We start from the raw sequence: 15394 nt of genomic DNA, 5'->3' as shown, positions 1-15394 counted from the left end.
CGAAAATCCCTGCTGAGACCGTTTCGGTCTGAACTGTTTCGCTTTGCTCATCCGAAGGCGTCGGGTTCCGCGGCCTTGCGTTTCGCCACGAATTCCGACAACGCCTCGCTGATGCCGGGATCGATCTCGGGCTGAACGTAATTTGCCAGAAGTTTGCGCATCTGCGTGTTCGCCAGTTGCATCGAATCGCGCCCGCCATCCTCGATCCAGGTCTCGTAGGGCCGATAGTCGAACACCGCCGAGCGCCAAAAGGCGGTCTTGAAATTGCCCTGGGTGTGGGCGCAGCCGAGGTAGTGACCACCCGGCCCGACTTCGCGGATCGCATCCATCGCCTGGCCGTTCTCGGTGAGATCGATGCCTTGCGCGAGCGAGTGCAGCGCGCCGAGCTGATCCGCGTCGAGCACGAATTTCTCGAAGGACGAGACGAGCCCGCCCTCCAGCCAGCCGCAGGCATGAAGCATGAAGTTCACGCCGCCCATGAGCGCGGTCTGCAGCGTGTTGGTGGTCTCGTAGGCCGCCTGCGCATCGGGGAGTTTTGAGCCGCAGAGCGCCCCGCCCGAGCGGAACGGCAGGCCGAGGCGCCGGGCGAGCTGCCCCGCGCCATAGAGGATCTTCGAGGCTTCCGGTGTGCCGAAGGTGGGAGCGCCCGAGTTCATGTCGATCGACGTCACGAAGGCGCCGAAGACCACCGGTGCGCCGGGGTTCACAAGCTGGGAATAGGCGATTCCCGCCATGGCCTCCGCCAGCACCTGCGTCAGCGTACCCGCGACCGTTACCGGTGCCATTGCGCCGCCCACGATGAAAGGCGAAATGATGCAGGCCTGGCCCGCCTTCGCGTAGACCTCGAGCGCGCCCATCATCACCGAATCGAACGTCAGCGGCGAATTGATGTTGATCAGACTCGTCATGTAGCAGTTCGGCCCGACATTCTCGGCTCCGAACAGGATCTTGCACATCTCCACCGAATCGGCGGCGCGCGACGGCTCCGTCACCGAGCCCATGAAGGGTTTGTCGGTCAGCGTCATATGCGCCTGAAGCATGTCGAGATGGCGCTTGTTGACCGCGACATCCGTGGGCTCGCACAGGGTTCCGCCCGAGTGGTGGACCCATTTCGACATGTAGCCCAGCTTCACGAAATTGCGGAAATCCTCCATGGTGGCGTAGCGCCGCCCGCCCTCCATGTCATGCACGAAGGGAGGGCCGTAAACCGGTGCCAGAACAAGGTTTTTCCCACCGATCACCACATTCTTGTCCGGGTTCCGGGCCATCTGGGTGAAGCTTGACGGTGCGGTGGCGCAGAGCTTGCGCGCAAGCCCTTTCGGGAGATGCACCCGCTCGCCGCGCACGTCCGCGCCGGCCTCGCGCCACCTTTCGAGCGCACCCGGATTGTCCACGAAGCTCACGCCGATCTCCTCGAGCACCGTCTCGGCATTGGCCTCGATGATCGCGAGCCCTTCCTCGTCAAGAATTTCGAAATTCGGAATGCGGCGCTCGATATAGCGCGCGAACTCGATCTTCGGGGCCGTGCGTTCCGCACGCCGCGCCGCGCCGCCGCCGGCCCTGCGGCCCCGCGCGGGCCGTGCCTTTTCAAGGTCTAGTTCGCCCATGAATCCTTCCTCCATCGGTGCCGGAACCGATCCTGCCCTCCAAGCTTTACCCAAGTGACCGTCCGCGTAGCGGTGATTTGCGCCCTCGGAGGGCCGATCCGCGACATTCGGGGTGCGGGCGGGTGCGAAAACCCGCGACCTTTCTCCCATTGGCCGTCGGTGCCCCCTCCCGGTAAGACGGCCCGTAACGCAACCGGAGACCGCATGCTCACCAACCTGCTGATCGTCCTGCCGATCTTCGCGCTGATCCTCACCGGCTGGATTGCCCGGCGCACCAATGCGCTCGGGCCCCATGCCACGCGCGAGGTCAACCGGTTCGTGGTCTGGCTGGCGCTCCCAGCTCTTCTCTTCGACATCATGGCGAGCGCGACACCCTCCGAGATCTGGCAGCCCGGCTTCATCCTGGCCTTCTCCGCCGGGGCGGGCACAGTCTTCGCGCTCACGCTTGCCTTGCGGATGCGACAGGGCCGCGGCCTGGCGGATGCGGGGATCGATGCCCTGAACGCGAGCTACCCAAATACCGGCTACATGGGGGTGCCGCTGATGCTGGCGATCGTGGGGCCAGAAGCGCTTGCCGTGACGCTCGTCTCGATCATTCTCACGGTCTGCGTGCTGTTCGGGGTCGCGATCGCCTGCATCGAGGCGGGGCTTCAATCCCAGAGCCATCACAGCAACATCGCACGTCAGACCTTCCTGGCGCTGGTCCGGAACCCGTTGATCGTGGCTCCTGCCGCCGGAACGGTGGTGATGATCACCGGTCTGCCCCTGCCCGACCCCCTCGCCCGTTTCCTCGACCTGCTGGGCGGTGCGGCCTCGCCCTGCGCCCTCATTGCGCTCGGCCTTTTTCTCGCTGACAGCGCGGGCCGCAGGCTCGAATCGGATCGGGGCACTGCCGCCATGCTCATGGGCTTCAAGCTTCTGCTGCAACCGGCCCTGACCTGGGTGGTGGCGGCCCTGATTCTCCGCCTGCCGCCCGAGACCACCCATATGGTCGTGATCCTCTCGGCGCTTCCCACCGGCACCGGCCCGTTCATGCTGGCCGAATACTACGGGCGCGGCGCGCTCATCACCGCGCGCGTTGTTCTGGCGACAACGATTCTCTCCATTCTGACCCTATCGGCCTACCTTGCCGTCACCGGGTAAGCAGACCTCTTGCCTCCCCCGGCGCGGCGCCCTATGCGTCAGCCATGACACCGGACATGCACCAGCGCCTTCTGATCATCGACTTCGGCAGCCAGGTCACGCAGCTCATCGCGCGACGCCTGCGCGAGCTGAATGTCTATTGCGAGATTCACCCGTTCCAGAACGTGACGGCGGAATTTCTCGCGGATTTTGCCCCGAAAGCCGTGATCTTTTCCGGCGGCCCCGCCAGCGTCTTCGCCGAAGGCGCGCCGATGCCCCCCGCGGAGGTCTTCGATCTCGGCGTGCCGATCCTCGGCATCTGCTACGGCCAGCAGGTGATGATGCATTGCCTGGGCGGCACTGTGGAAAGCGGCCACGGCACCGCGGAGTTCGGCCGGGCCTATGTCACGCCCGCCAATGACCGGCTCGCTCTGCTCGACGGCTGGTTCGAAGGCGCCTCCGAGCAGGTCTGGATGAGCCACGGCGACCACGTGTCAAAGCTCGCGCCGGGTTTCGAGGTCTATGGCACCTCGCCCTACGCACCCTTCGCCATCACCGCCGACGCCTCGCGCAACTTCTTCGCGGTGCAGTTCCACCCGGAGGTTCACCACACGCCGAACGGCAAGAAGCTCTACGAGAATTTCGTGCGCCTGGCGGGCTTTACCGGCGACTGGACCATGGAAGCCTACCGCGAACAGGCGGTGGCGCAGATCCGCGAGCAGGTTGGCGATGCGAAGGTCATCTGCGCGCTTTCGGGCGGTGTCGACAGTTCGGTGGCCGCACTCCTGATCCACGAGGCGGTCGGCGAACAGCTGACCTGCGTGTTCGTCGATCACGGACTCTTGCGGCTGAATGAGGCCGAGGAGGTCGTGGGCATGTTCCGCGACCACTACAACCTGCCGCTCATTCATGCCGATGACAGCGAGACCTTCCTCTCCGCGCTCGAGGGCGTCTCCGACCCGGAGGTGAAGCGCAAGACCATCGGCCGGCTTTTCATCGAGCTCTTCGAGAAACACGCCAAGGAGCTTGGCGGCGCGGAATTCCTCGCCCAGGGCACGCTCTATCCAGATGTTATCGAGAGCGTCTCCTTCTCGGGCGGGCCGTCCGTCACCATCAAGTCGCACCACAATGTCGGCGGGCTGCCGGAAAAGATGGGCATGAAGCTCGTCGAGCCCCTTCGGGAGCTCTTCAAGGACGAGGTGCGCGAACTGGGCCGCGAACTGGGTTTGCCGCAGAGCTTCATCGGGCGTCATCCGTTTCCGGGTCCGGGCCTCGCGATCCGCTGCCCCGGCGAGATCACCCGCGAGAAGCTCGACATCCTGCGCAAGGCGGATGCGGTCTATATCGACCAGATCCGCAAGCACGGACTCTATGACGAGATCTGGCAGGCCTTCGTCGCGATCCTGCCCGTGCGCACCGTGGGCGTCATGGGCGATGGCCGCACCTATGATTTTGCCTGCGCGCTGCGTGCCGTCACCTCCGTCGATGGCATGACTGCGGATTACTACCCCTTCTCCCATGACTTCCTCTCCGAGACCGCGACCCGGATCATCAACGAGGTCAAGGGGATAAACCGGGTCACCTACGACATCACATCAAAGCCGCCCGGCACCATCGAGTGGGAATGAGACCAGACAGGCACAAGCTGTTCACCCGCGCCCGCCGCCTCATCGGCGGGTCACAGACGCAGGAGACCGGGCGGGAGATCGCCTTTCTCCACATCGGCAAATGTGCAGGCACGCAGATCGTCCATCTTGCGGCGCAGATCGAGGAACAGACCGGGGTGCGGATCGTCAAGCACGCCCACCGTGTCGATCTCTCGCGCATCCGCCCCGACCAGCCCTACTTCTTTCCGATCCGCGATCCGATCAGCCGCTTCCGTTCGGGCTTCTACTCGCGCAAGCGCAAGGGCCAGCCGCGGGTCCTTTCCGAATGGAGCCCGGCCGAAGCTCGTGCCTTTGCCGATTTCGAACATGCCAACGATCTCGCGGAAAGCCTCTTCGAGCCCGGCGAACGTGGCGGCAAGGCGCTGATGGCGGTCCAGTCGATCTCGCACACGGCCATGCAGCAGGTCGACTGGTTCACGCGCAACGGCTACATGTTTCTCAACCGGCCGCCGCTCTGGATCATCCGGCAGGAACACTTCGCGACCGACATGGATCGCTTCCTTGCGCGCGCGGGGCTCGGCGTGACCATGGCCGATCTCTGCACGGCGGAGGACAGGGCCGCGGCGCACGCGACGGATTATTCCGAGATCCCGCCGCTCTCGGAGACGGCACGCGCGAAGCTCGCGCTCTGGTATGCGCGAGACATCGAATTCTACCGTGTGTGCGAGGACTGGATGGCACGGCAGGCGCAGGCGTGACGCGCATGATGCGCCCATAGGTGGCCAACACGCACTGGGCATCCCGCTCTTCAACCTCTAGCATAACGACCGGGGCCAACGGCTGAGATGGTGAACACATGACAGACCTCGAAGACCTCGTGATCCGCACGGGCAAGCATGCACAGAGGTTCAACGGAACCTGGTATCGCGGCAACCAGATCAACTTCATCCCTTCGAAGAAGCTTCTCCGGGACTCCGAGGCCATCGAGAAATACATTCTCAAGGGCTGGCTGCCGGACAGGCCGCTCATCGACAAGGATTCGGTCGTCACCGCCTTCGGCAGCTGCTTTGCCCAGAACATCAGCGAATGGCTCGAAGCCAACGGCTACAACGTCCTCGGCAAGAAACTCTCGCTCAACAGCCACATCATCCGTTTCGGCGAGGGGATCGTGAATTCCTTCGCGATCCGGGAGCAGCTGGAATGGGCGCTCGAGGGCCTGAGCCTGACCGAGGGCCTTTGGTTCGGGGCCAACAAGGAAATCGCCTTCCCTGACGAGGATGTCCGGAAGAACACGGAAACCCTGCTCAAATCCACGTCCACCCTCATCATCACGCTTGGCCTTTCCGAGATCTGGTATGACAAGCAATCGGGTCGGGCCTTCTGGCGGGCGGTGCCTTCCTCGATCTTCGACGAGGAGCGGCACGGGTTCCGCCTGAGCACTGTCGAGGAAAATCGGGACAACCTGGTCAGGATCTGCGAACTGGTCGGGACCCACATGCCCGACTGCAATCTGGTCTTCACGCTTTCGCCGATCCCGCTCATGGCGACATTCCGGGACGTCAGCTGCCTTTCGGCCAATTCGGTCTCGAAAGCGATCCTGCGGGTGGCAATCGACAGCGCCATCTCGCAGTCTCGCGAGAACGTCTACTACTTCCCGTCCTACGAGATCGTGAAGGAGTATTTCACCGACCCCTACCGGGACGACAACCGGCACATCAAACCCGAGATCGTCGAGACCATCATGAACGTCTTCGGCAAGCACTATTGCGCGGCTTGATGGATCCGCGATTGCCCCCGGCCTGAAGCCCGACATCGCGCGCCTCCAAACTGTGGGCGCCAGTACCGAGTGCGTAGCCGGCCTGGGCTATGCACCGGCGCCGGAAACAGCCATGGCCTGATCGGCCTCCGCAACGGGCGGTGCGCCCTCGCGGGCCGCATCGCCCAGGGCTGCATCGAAGATCTCCAGCGCCTGGTCGATCTCGGCCTCGCTCACGGTCAGGGGCGGCGCGATCCGGAACACCGCCGTAAGCCCCGGCAGGGCGGCGATGTTCATGTTGAGCCCCTCGCGCGCGCAGATCTCCATAACCCTGATCCCGAATACATCGTCCGGCCGGCGGCTCTCACGGTCGGTCACCACCTCCACCCCGAGGAGCAGCCCGCGCCCGCGCACGCAGCCGATCTTCTCATGCCGGTCCGCCAGCGCCTCGAGGCCCGATCTCAGCCGCGTGCCAAGCGTCCGTGCGCGCGCCGGCAGATCGTCGCGCCGGGCAATCTCCAGCACCTTGCACCCCATGGCCGCAGGCAACGGATCGGAGACATGCGTGGTGTAGAACAGGAACCCGCGCTCATGCGCCCGCGCCTCGATGGCCTCGCTGGTCATGACGGCAGAGAGCGGCAGCCCCGCGCCGATGGTCTTGGAGAGCGAGAGGATGTCGGGCACGACGCCATCCCGCTCGAAGGCGAACATCAGCCCCGTGCGCCCGATGGCGGTCTGGGCTTCGTCGAGGATGAGAAGCATGCCGCGCTCGGCGCATTTCGCCTTCAGCGCCGCGATATAGCCCTCGGGCAGTTCGAGGATGCCGGCAGTCGAGAGGATCGGCTCGGCAATGAAGGCGGCCAGAGCACCGGAAGATTGCGCGTCGATCTGCCTGAAGGCATCGTCCAGTTCGACCCGCCAATCAAGATCCACGCCCGGAAAGCGCGGGCGGTAGGGGTTCGGGACGGGGATCGCGAAATTGCCCGGCGCGGGCGGGCCATAGCCCTTGCGCCCGGCACAATAAGTCGCCCCGTGCGCCGCGCCGGTCATGCCGTGCCAGGATTGCGCGAAACTCACCACCTCATGCCCACCCGTCACGAGTTTCGCGAGGCGAATCGCGGCGTCATTGGCCTCGCCCCCCGTGGTCAGCAGCAGCACTCGGTCGAGCCCGTCCGGCGTCATCCCGATGAGACCCTCGGCAAGCGCGAGCACCGGTTCGCTCAGCATCGCCGAATGCAGGTGCATCCCCCGGTCGACCCACTCGTGCACCACCGCGCGCAGTTCGGGATGCCCATGACCGAGGATCGCACTCATCTGGCCGGAGGTGAAATCGAGTATGCGCTGGCCGTCCGCGGCGATCACATGGCTGCCCTCCGCCCCGACGATCTCGCGCTCGAAGAAATGCGCGCCATACCGCAGGAGGCTTGCATCGGCACGGGCGAGAAACGGGGATCGGTGCATGAACGGGACTCCTCGGGAAGAAGGCGTGAAAGCGGAGAATATCGTCCACTTCTGACCGGAAAATTCCCAAAGCACCACAGAAGTTGCCCCGGTCCGTATCAATGGCGCATCACGGCCACGGCACATGCGGAATTTGCGGTTTCGCGGCCCGGAAACTGATCATATGCTGTGCAACGGCAACCGGATCCATGCAGCATGAAAGCCGCAAGCGTGCAGCTCCCCCGACCGTTCCGGCCACTCCTGTGGCTGTGCAACGCCCTTCTCATCGTGGTTCTCCTGTTCGTCCTCACGGGGGCGGGCGTGGTCGCGCACGCGCTCTGGCTCACGCATGTGGACACCCGGCCGGGCACGGCGTCGGTGATCGTCGTGCTGGGCGGTGGTGTGCTCCAGGATGGCGCCCCCGGCCCGGACACCCGCGATCGGCTCAATCACGGGATCACGCTCTACGAGGAGGGCCTCGCGCCGCGGATGCATTTCACCGGCGGCCACGGCAATCCGAACCTGCCCGGCCTCGGGAGCGCCATGGCCGAAGTCGCCATCGCCGCCGGTGTGCCGGCCGAGGCCATCACCGTCGAGGACGCCTCGCGCTCGACACTGCAGAACGCCCTACTCTCCCGCGCCCCCCTGCCGCCCGAGGAGGCCGGGCCAGTGATCCTGGTCTCCGATGGCTATCACCTCGGCCGGGCCTGGGCCTCGTTCCGCTGGGCCGGCTATCACCCGGTGGAAGTCTCCGCCGCCACGGCCTTCGGCAAGGGCAGTTTCCGCGCGCAGGCCCGCCGGGTGGCCCGCGAATCGCTCGCCTGGTCCTTCAATGTCGGCCGACTCGGTGTCTGGCTCACCCTCAATGCCCTGGGCTATGAACAGTCGGACACCTCCGACCTGCTGGCGGGAGAACCGCACGCCATGATCCTCTCCGCATGAGCCGATCCGCCGCCCCCGATTCGCGCCCCTGGCTGGCGCTGGCCTGGATGATGGCCGCCATGGCCTCCTTCGTCGCCATGGCGATTGCCGGGCGCGCGGTGTCGGATGAATTCACCACATTCGAACTCATGGTCTATCGCTCGCTTATCGGCTGGCTGATCGTCCTTCTGGCCGTTCTGAGGCTCGGCCAGGGCTTCGCGCCTGTCCACACCCGACAGTTCGGGCGGCACATGCAGCGCAACGTGGTCCATTATGTCGGCCAGAACGCGTGGTTCTACGGCGTGGCGGCCATTCCGCTGGCGCAGCTCGTCGCGCTGGAGATGTCGAACCCGATCTGGGTCGCGGTGCTCGCGCCCTTGCTGCTCCATGAGAGCATGACCCGTACCCGTGCGCTCGCCGCGCTGGTCGGGTTTCTCGGCGTTCTGGTGGTCGCGCGGCCCGGTGTCTCCCCGCTCGATCTCGGTCATGGCGCGGCTCTTCTCGCGGCAGTGAGTTTCGCGCTGACCTCGATCTACACCCGCCGCATCGTCCACGACGATTCGACCCTGTGCCTGCTCTTCTGGATGACCCTGAGCCAGACGGTGATGTCGATCGCGGTCTCGCTCGCGTCGGGCGGCATTCCGCTGCCCACGGCAGAGCTGCTGCCCTGGCTGGTCGTCGCGGGCTTCACCGGCGTTTCGGCCCATTTCGCGCTCACCTCCGCGCTGGCCGCGGCACCGGCAACCATCGTGGCGCCCATGGAATTCCTGCGCCTGCCGGTGATGGCGCTGGTGGGCTTCGCGCTCTATGGCGAGCCCCTCGATGTCTTCGTGCTCACGGGCGGCGCGATCATCATCGGGGGCGTGTTGCTCAATATCGTCGCGGAGCGGCGCCCGCGCGAGCCGGGCCTGCGCTGAGCTTCCGCCGGGCCCGTGGGGGCGAGACCATGGAGGCACAGGGTAAATACCTCGGTTGATCAAGCCCTTTCCATTAATGTTGCAAACCGTCTGCAACGGGCTGCGCTAGCGTCGTTACTAGCCCTCACGCGGTCGAGAGTTTTTTTGAGCACAAAGCCAAGGCTATTTACTCCCCATGAAACCCATTGAAATTGCTCAGCACATCCTTGCCAACCGCCACCCAGAAGCCGTAGCGGCCTACTGGGCAGGGTCCCTGGCGCGCGGAGATGGAACGCCAACCTCCGACATCGACCTAGTGGTCATTCATGCACGGTTGGCCAATGCCTGGCGGGACAGCTTTATCCTGGAAAACCGGCTATGCGAGACCTTCGTCCATGATCCGCACTCGCTGCGCGTCTTCTTTGCGCAGGACGCAGAGCGTGGCGTGCCGTCGCTGATGCACATGATCGCCGAAGGCATTCCCCTGATCGAGGGTGCAATCAGCGCACAACTCCAGGCAGACGCTTCGCTCGGCCTCGCAGCGGGACCAAGAGCTTGGACCCCGGACGAGGTGGATCGGTCACGTTATACTGCAGGTGATCTGCTCGACGATCTTGGCGGTGCGAGCGATCCCGCGGAGATACGAGCGATCGGTGCCTCCTTGTTTTCTTACGCTTTCAATCACCACCGGAGGATCAACGGAAAATGGAGTGCAACTGGTAAGCACATCGTCCGGACCCTACGCCAGGAGGAGGGAACGCTCGGCGTCGACTACCTGTCCGCCTTCGAGACGCTTTTCATTACCGCGGATCCCGTTGACGCAATTCAGGTCGTCCGCGACATCTACGCGTCCTGCGGCGGTCCCCTCGCCGAATGGCGCAACGATGCGCCGCCTCACGCATGAGCCGGGCCCGTGGAGGCGAGACCATGGAGGCACAGGGTAAATACCTCGGTTCAAGCCCCCTTTTTTTGCGCCGACGCACATGCTAGGCGAGCGCCAGCGTTGCGTGGAACGAGGAGAATACGCATGAACATCGACATGATCCCGGCTGGCAAGAACCCGCCCGAGGACATCAACGTCGTCATCGAGATCACCGGTGGAGCCGCGGGCGGCGCACCGATCAAGTATGAGCTCGACAAGGATTCCGGCGCGGTCTTTGTCGACCGGATCGTCAACACCCCGATGTTCTACCCCTGCAGCTACGGCTTCGTGCCGAACACGCTCCACGCAGATGGCGACCCGACCGACGTTCTCGTGCTCTGCGACTTCCCGCTCTACCCGGGCAACGTCATCAAGTGCCGCCCGATCGGCGTGCTGAAGATGGAAGATGACGGCGGCATGGATGACAAGCTCATCGCCGTGCCGGCCGAGAAGATCGACCCGTTCCAGGCCCATATCCAGGATCTCGAGGACGTCGCTCCGAAAACCCGCGACCGCATCAAGCACTTCTTCGAGCACTACAAGGATCTCGAGGAAGGCAAGTGGGTGAAGGTCATCGGCTGGGGCGACAAGGCGGAAGCCAAGTCGATCCTGCAGACCTCGCTCGACACGATGAAGAAGTAAGACGCATCCGCGTCAGGTTTCAGAGGGCCGGGGCGGCGACGCTCCGGCCTTCGTCTTTTTCCGGCCCGACCTATTGGGGAATGCGGGCCTCGTAGTCGGCCCGGTTGCGCCTGAAGCCATCCCAGAACGGCTCGGGCGAGGCCCCGGCAAGCCGCACGGCCAGAAGGTCGAGATGGGTATGCCAGCCGGAGCTGACACCCACCAGCAGCGAGCGGCGTTCGACCCGCCTGTGCGTCACCGTCAACACCACCTCGTCTCCGTCCGGCTCAAGCTCGAAGGTCACCCCGCCGGTAACGTCCCATGTGAACGAGAGCTTTCGCGGCGGATCGAGCTCGGTGATCCGGCTCTCCATGGAATGCTCGCCCGTCATTCCCTCGGGCGGAGTTCCGGCCGGAGCGGTCAGCGTGCCGTTGCGCCACGTGAAGGTGAAGGGCGCCCCCACCTCCAGCGTCATCTCGCCTGATGCGAGCCATTTCGAGCGAAGGTCGCTCTCGGTCAGGTAGGCCCAGACCCGTTCGATGGGTCCGGGAAGCGTCCGCCGCAACTGGATGCTTGTCGGATCGAGGAATTCCGCGCGCGGATCAAGTGTCATCTGGTCCATTGCCCTTGTCTCCTGAAGGTTCGGATCTGGAAGCCTTGCGGTCCTCCTCGCGGAGGAGCCGTTCGAGCGCATCGAGACGTCCGGTCCAGAAACGCTCATAGGTCGCAAGCCAGGCATGGGCCCGGGCGAGCGGTTCGGGCTCGAGATGGCAGACATGGGTCCGCCAGCGGATCTCCCGGCGAATGAGACCCGCCTTCTCCAGCACCTTGATGTGCTTCGATGCCGCCGCCAGCGACATCTCGAAGGGTTCGGCCAGTTCGCTCACCGTGCGTTCCCCCTCCGACAGGGCCCCGATCATCCCGCGGCGTGTCGGATCGCCGAGCGCCTGGAAGACGGAGCTGATTTCAACCGATTCTGATTCAACCATACGGTATAATTACCATGCACGCGGCCTTCGTTCAACGAAATAGTAAAATGAAAGAATGGCCGACAGATAAGCGAACGCCCCGGCGGGGCAAAGGCCGGGGCGCTGCTGATCTGGTCGATGTCGGAGAAACCACCCTTTCCCTGACGTGACCGGGTAGATGTGGGGCAACTCCGTACATAGAACACTACTTTTACTAAAATTGTCTTGATTTCACACAATCAGAGCGCGATCCTACCGGCATGTCGGGAAAGGGCGTCGCCCGCTGCTGACCGCTGATCGCCCGGAGCCTCGCCGAGGCACGCCAGAACGCAAATTGCCACGAGCCTGAAGGAAACGGACCCGGACAATGCGCCCCATCACCCATGCCGGCCTCGGCCTCGCCGCCTTTGTTGGTTCCGTCGGTTTCGCCAGCGCCGCTGGCATCGACCGGACCCTGCCCTCTACCACGCGCATCCTGTTCGAGGAGGGCACCTATGGTGAGGTCGGCCTTACCTATACCGACCCCCATCAGCGCGGCGACGACGCGCTCCTGCCACAGGGCTTTACCGGCCTTCCGGTGCCGCTCCCGCTCGCCGGCGAGACCTCGGACCTTTTCGATCCGTACTGGAGCCTCTCCGGCAGCTTCAAGAGCGACATCAACTCGCGGCTCTCCTACGCGCTCTTCCTCGATCAGCCCTTCGGCGCCAACACCGACTACGGACCCGACAGTTTCTCACCAGCCGTTCTGAGCTACGAGGGCACGACGGCGACCCTCGACACCTGGCAGGTCTCGGGCGTGATCGCCTATGACATCCGCCCCGACCTCAAGATCTATGGCGGGGTGCGCGCGCTCTGGACGGAGGCCTCCGCCGACGTGCCCTTCCTCTTCAACTACAGCGTCGAAACCGGCTCCGACTGGGGCACAGGCTATCTCGCCGGGATCGCCTACAGCCGCCCGGAGATCGCGCTCCGGGTCGCGCTCACCTACGCCTCGGAAGTCACGATCCGCTACGACACCGAGGAATGGCAGGCCTTCGACAGCACCACCGAAGTCACCTTCCCGCAATCGGTCGATCTGGAGTTCCAGACCGGCATCGCCGAGGACACGCTGCTCTTTGCCTCCATCCGTTGGGTCGAATGGTCGGTCTTCGAGATGGCCCCGCAAGCCTATGTCGCGGAGTTTCGCGAACCGCTCGTGAACTACGAGAAGGATTACACCACTTACACGCTCGGCATCGGCCGCCAGATCACGGACAAGCTCGCAGGATCGCTCTCGATCATCCACGAGCCCTCCGAAGGCGGCTCCAACCTCAACACGCTCGGCCCCTATGACGGCCGCACATTGGGCGCCGCCGCCATGAGTTATGACGTCGATGAGCGGATCAACATCACCGGCGGCTTCGCCTTTGGCCACCTCGGAAGCACCAGCAACGGCTTCGAAACCGATTTCGACGATGGCTCCGTCTGGAGCGCGGGGCTTCGGCTCGGCTATACCTTCTGAGCATCTGCCCGACGGGAAAGAAATTAATCAAATCCTGCGCAGTCGCTTGCATCGGCTGCCGGGCGCGGCTACCCAAACCACAGGACTGCCGCGAGACCCCAGATGCTGTACGAGACCCCCAAAGATTGGCTTGGCGCCCGGCACAAGCGCGTCGCGCTATTCGGAATGTCGGGCCTCGGCAAGACCAGGCTGTCCGCAATGCTGCGCGAAGAGGCCGAGTGGTTCCACTACTCCGTCGATTTCCGCATCGGCACCCGCTACATGGGCGAGCATATCGTCGACAACTTCAAGCACGAGGCCATGCGCAATCCCTATCTGCGCCGCCTGTTGCTGACGGATTCGATCTACATCGCCTCCAACATCTCGTTCCACAACCTCGAGCCACTTTCGGCCTATCTCGGCAAACCGGGCAACCCGGACCTGGGCGGCATCCCCTTCGAGGAATATCTCCACCGGCAGCGCCAGCATCGCGACGCGGAAATCGCCGCCACACGTGACGCCCTCCTCTTCATCCGCAAGGCCAACGAGATCTACGGCTACGACAACTTCGTCTGCGACACTTCCGGCTCGCTCTGCGAAATCGTCGATCCCGAGGCCGACGACCAGACGATGGCAACGCTCACCTCCGCGCTGCTCCCGGTCTGGATCCGCGGAACGGAAGCCCACCTCGATCTGCTGGCCCGCCGGTTTGATCGCGCGCCCAAGCCGATGTACTACTCCGAGCCGTTCCTGCTCGAACTCTGGGAGCGCTATCTCGCGGAACAGGGTGAGAAGCCCGATGAGGTCGATCCCGACGAGTTCATCCGCCATGGCTACCGCGCCCTGCTCGACCACCGCCTGCCCCGCTACCAGGCCATTGCCGACCGCTGGGGCGTCACGGTCGACGCCATGGAAGCCGGATCTGTCCGAGATCCGGAGGATTTCGACGAGCTGATCGCCGCGGCCATCGCGCGGCGCAACGAGGGCTGACGCCCCCGGCGCCCTGATCGGCATTCCCACGAAAGCGTTGTACTACCGCGGGTTGCAGTGCGCGGCCTCCCGTCCTATCTAGGTCGGACCCCCGACAATTTTCCCCGGAAAAAGAAGTCAAATGCCAATCAAGATCCCCTCAGACCTGCCCGCGCATGATGTTCTCCGCCGCGAAGGCGTTGCGGTCATGTCCGAGGAGACCGCACTTCGGCAGGATATCCGCCCCCTGCAGATCGGGCTTTTGAACTTGATGCCGAAGAAGGAGCAGACGGAGATCCAGTTTGCCCGGCTCATTGGCGCGACCCCGCTCCAGATCGAGCTGACACTGATCAGGATGACCGAGCACAAGCCCAAGAACACGGCGATGGATCATCTCGAGTCGTTCTACCAGACCTTCGAGGAGGCCCGCAGTCGCAAATTCGACGGTCTCATCATCACCGGTGCGCCGGTCGAGCATCTGCAATACGAGGATGTCTCCTACTGGGAAGAGCTGCGCGAGATTTTCGACTGGACCCAGACCAACGTGCACCACACGCTCGGGGTCTGCTGGGGCGGCATGGCAATGCTCTACCATTTCCACGGAATCCCGAAACACCTGCTGCCCGGCAAGGCATTCGGCTGTTTCGACCACGTGACGATCGAACCCACCTCGTCCTTCCTGCGCGGCTTTTCGGATGGCTTCACGGTGCCTGTCAGCCGCTGGACCGAATTGCGCCCGGAAGATCTCGAGTTGAACCAGGATCTCCAGATTCTGGTCCATTCCGAGGACGTTGGCCCCTGCCTGATCGACGATCCGGATCACCGCGCGCTGGTGATGGTCAACCACCTGGAATACGACTCGACCACCTTGCGCGACGAATACACCCGTGACCTGACCAAGGGCGGGCCGATCTCCATGCCGGTAAACTACTTCCCGCAGGACGATCCGAACCGCACGCCGATCAACCGCTGGCGCAGCCATGCCCACCTGCTCTACGGGAACTGGATCAACCAGATCTACCAGACGGTTCCCTTCGAGATGGACCTGATCGGAACCTGAGCCTCCGGGCTCAGGTCAAATTTCG

15 protein-coding genes are annotated in these 15394 nt (G+C 64.0%); 11 read left to right on the top strand and 4 right to left on the bottom strand.

The window, feature by feature from the left end; all coding sequences use genetic code 11:
* Positions 1 to 47: 47 nt before the first annotated feature.
* Positions 48 to 1607, bottom strand: coding sequence for a trimethylamine methyltransferase family protein (locus ACP15W_RS02175; protein WP_424931184.1), 1560 nt, complete (start codon positions 1605 to 1607; stop codon positions 48 to 50).
* Positions 1608 to 1811: 204 nt separating this feature from the next.
* On the opposite strand from ACP15W_RS02175, the gene ACP15W_RS02170 reads away from it, so the two are divergent.
* From ACP15W_RS02170 to ACP15W_RS02155, 4 genes are all read left to right on the top strand, one after another.
* Positions 1812 to 2750 (top strand): AEC family transporter, encoded by a 939-nt coding sequence (locus tag ACP15W_RS02170; RefSeq protein ID WP_424931183.1) that lies wholly within the window; start codon positions 1812 to 1814, stop codon positions 2748 to 2750.
* Between the two features lie 44 nt (positions 2751 to 2794).
* Entirely contained in the window at positions 2795 to 4357 is a 1563-nt protein-coding gene (gene guaA, locus ACP15W_RS02165) for a glutamine-hydrolyzing GMP synthase (protein WP_424931182.1), read from the top strand.
* The gene (locus tag ACP15W_RS02160) at positions 4354 to 5094 is read left to right on the top strand and encodes a hypothetical protein (protein WP_424931181.1); all 741 of its coding nucleotides are present in this window, start codon (positions 4354 to 4356) and stop codon (positions 5092 to 5094) included. Before guaA ends, ACP15W_RS02160 begins: the two co-directional genes overlap by 4 nt.
* Positions 5095 to 5192: 98 nt before the next feature.
* Positions 5193 to 6113: a GSCFA domain-containing protein gene (locus ACP15W_RS02155; RefSeq protein WP_424931180.1), complete on the top strand. Its 921-nt coding sequence runs from the start codon at positions 5193 to 5195 to the stop codon at positions 6111 to 6113.
* An 87-nt stretch (positions 6114 to 6200) separates the two neighbouring features.
* Here the strand turns inward: ACP15W_RS02155 and ACP15W_RS02150 are convergent, their stop codons facing one another.
* The gene (locus ACP15W_RS02150) at positions 6201 to 7553 is read right to left on the bottom strand and encodes an aspartate aminotransferase family protein (protein WP_424931179.1); all 1353 of its coding nucleotides are present in this window, start codon (positions 7551 to 7553) and stop codon (positions 6201 to 6203) included.
* Between the two features lie 195 nt (positions 7554 to 7748).
* On the opposite strand from ACP15W_RS02150, the gene ACP15W_RS02145 reads away from it, so the two are divergent.
* The 4 genes from ACP15W_RS02145 to ppa all read left to right on the top strand — a co-directional run bounded on the left by ACP15W_RS02145 (position 7749) and on the right by ppa (position 10913).
* Positions 7749 to 8474, top strand: a complete 726-nt coding sequence (locus ACP15W_RS02145; RefSeq protein WP_424931178.1) for a YdcF family protein — start codon at positions 7749 to 7751, stop codon at positions 8472 to 8474.
* Positions 8471 to 9370: a DMT family transporter gene (locus tag ACP15W_RS02140; RefSeq protein ID WP_424931177.1), complete on the top strand. Its 900-nt coding sequence runs from the start codon at positions 8471 to 8473 to the stop codon at positions 9368 to 9370. The genes ACP15W_RS02145 and ACP15W_RS02140 overlap by 4 nt, the downstream gene beginning before the upstream one ends.
* Positions 9371 to 9545: 175 nt before the next feature.
* Positions 9546 to 10253 (top strand): nucleotidyltransferase domain-containing protein, encoded by a 708-nt coding sequence (locus ACP15W_RS02135; RefSeq protein WP_424931176.1) that lies wholly within the window; start codon positions 9546 to 9548, stop codon positions 10251 to 10253.
* 123 nt (positions 10254 to 10376) lie between these two features.
* Complete coding sequence (ppa, locus tag ACP15W_RS02130) at positions 10377 to 10913, top strand: inorganic diphosphatase (protein ID WP_424931175.1); 537 nt, start codon at positions 10377 to 10379, stop codon at positions 10911 to 10913.
* 70 nt (positions 10914 to 10983) lie between these two features.
* Here ppa and ACP15W_RS02125 read toward each other — a convergent pair whose 3' ends face one another.
* Together ACP15W_RS02125 and ACP15W_RS02120 are read right to left on the bottom strand one after the other, a co-directional pair.
* Positions 10984 to 11514: an SRPBCC family protein gene (locus tag ACP15W_RS02125; protein ID WP_424931174.1), complete on the bottom strand. Its 531-nt coding sequence runs from the start codon at positions 11512 to 11514 to the stop codon at positions 10984 to 10986.
* Complete coding sequence (locus tag ACP15W_RS02120) at positions 11495 to 11881, bottom strand: ArsR/SmtB family transcription factor (RefSeq protein WP_424931173.1); 387 nt, start codon at positions 11879 to 11881, stop codon at positions 11495 to 11497. Before ACP15W_RS02120 ends, ACP15W_RS02125 begins: the two co-directional genes overlap by 20 nt.
* 346 nt (positions 11882 to 12227) lie before the next feature.
* Between ACP15W_RS02120 and ACP15W_RS02115 the strand changes: the two genes are divergently transcribed.
* From ACP15W_RS02115 to metA, 3 genes are all read left to right on the top strand, one after another.
* Complete coding sequence (locus ACP15W_RS02115) at positions 12228 to 13361, top strand: OmpP1/FadL family transporter (protein WP_424931172.1); 1134 nt, start codon at positions 12228 to 12230, stop codon at positions 13359 to 13361.
* A gap of 102 nt (positions 13362 to 13463) precedes the next feature.
* The gene (locus tag ACP15W_RS02110; RefSeq protein ID WP_424931171.1) at positions 13464 to 14330 is read left to right on the top strand and encodes an ATPase; all 867 of its coding nucleotides are present in this window, start codon (positions 13464 to 13466) and stop codon (positions 14328 to 14330) included.
* 121 nt (positions 14331 to 14451) lie between these two features.
* Positions 14452 to 15369, top strand: coding sequence for a homoserine O-acetyltransferase MetA (metA, locus tag ACP15W_RS02105; RefSeq protein WP_424931170.1), 918 nt, complete (start codon positions 14452 to 14454; stop codon positions 15367 to 15369).
* Positions 15370 to 15394 lie beyond the last annotated feature (25 nt).

The organism is Amaricoccus macauensis (genome assembly GCF_049800915.1).
GTDB lineage: Bacteria > Pseudomonadota > Alphaproteobacteria > Rhodobacterales > Rhodobacteraceae > Amaricoccus > Amaricoccus macauensis_A.
The sequence above is the reverse complement of the archived record's forward strand: the minus strand, read 5'-3'. Positions and strand labels throughout refer to the sequence as shown.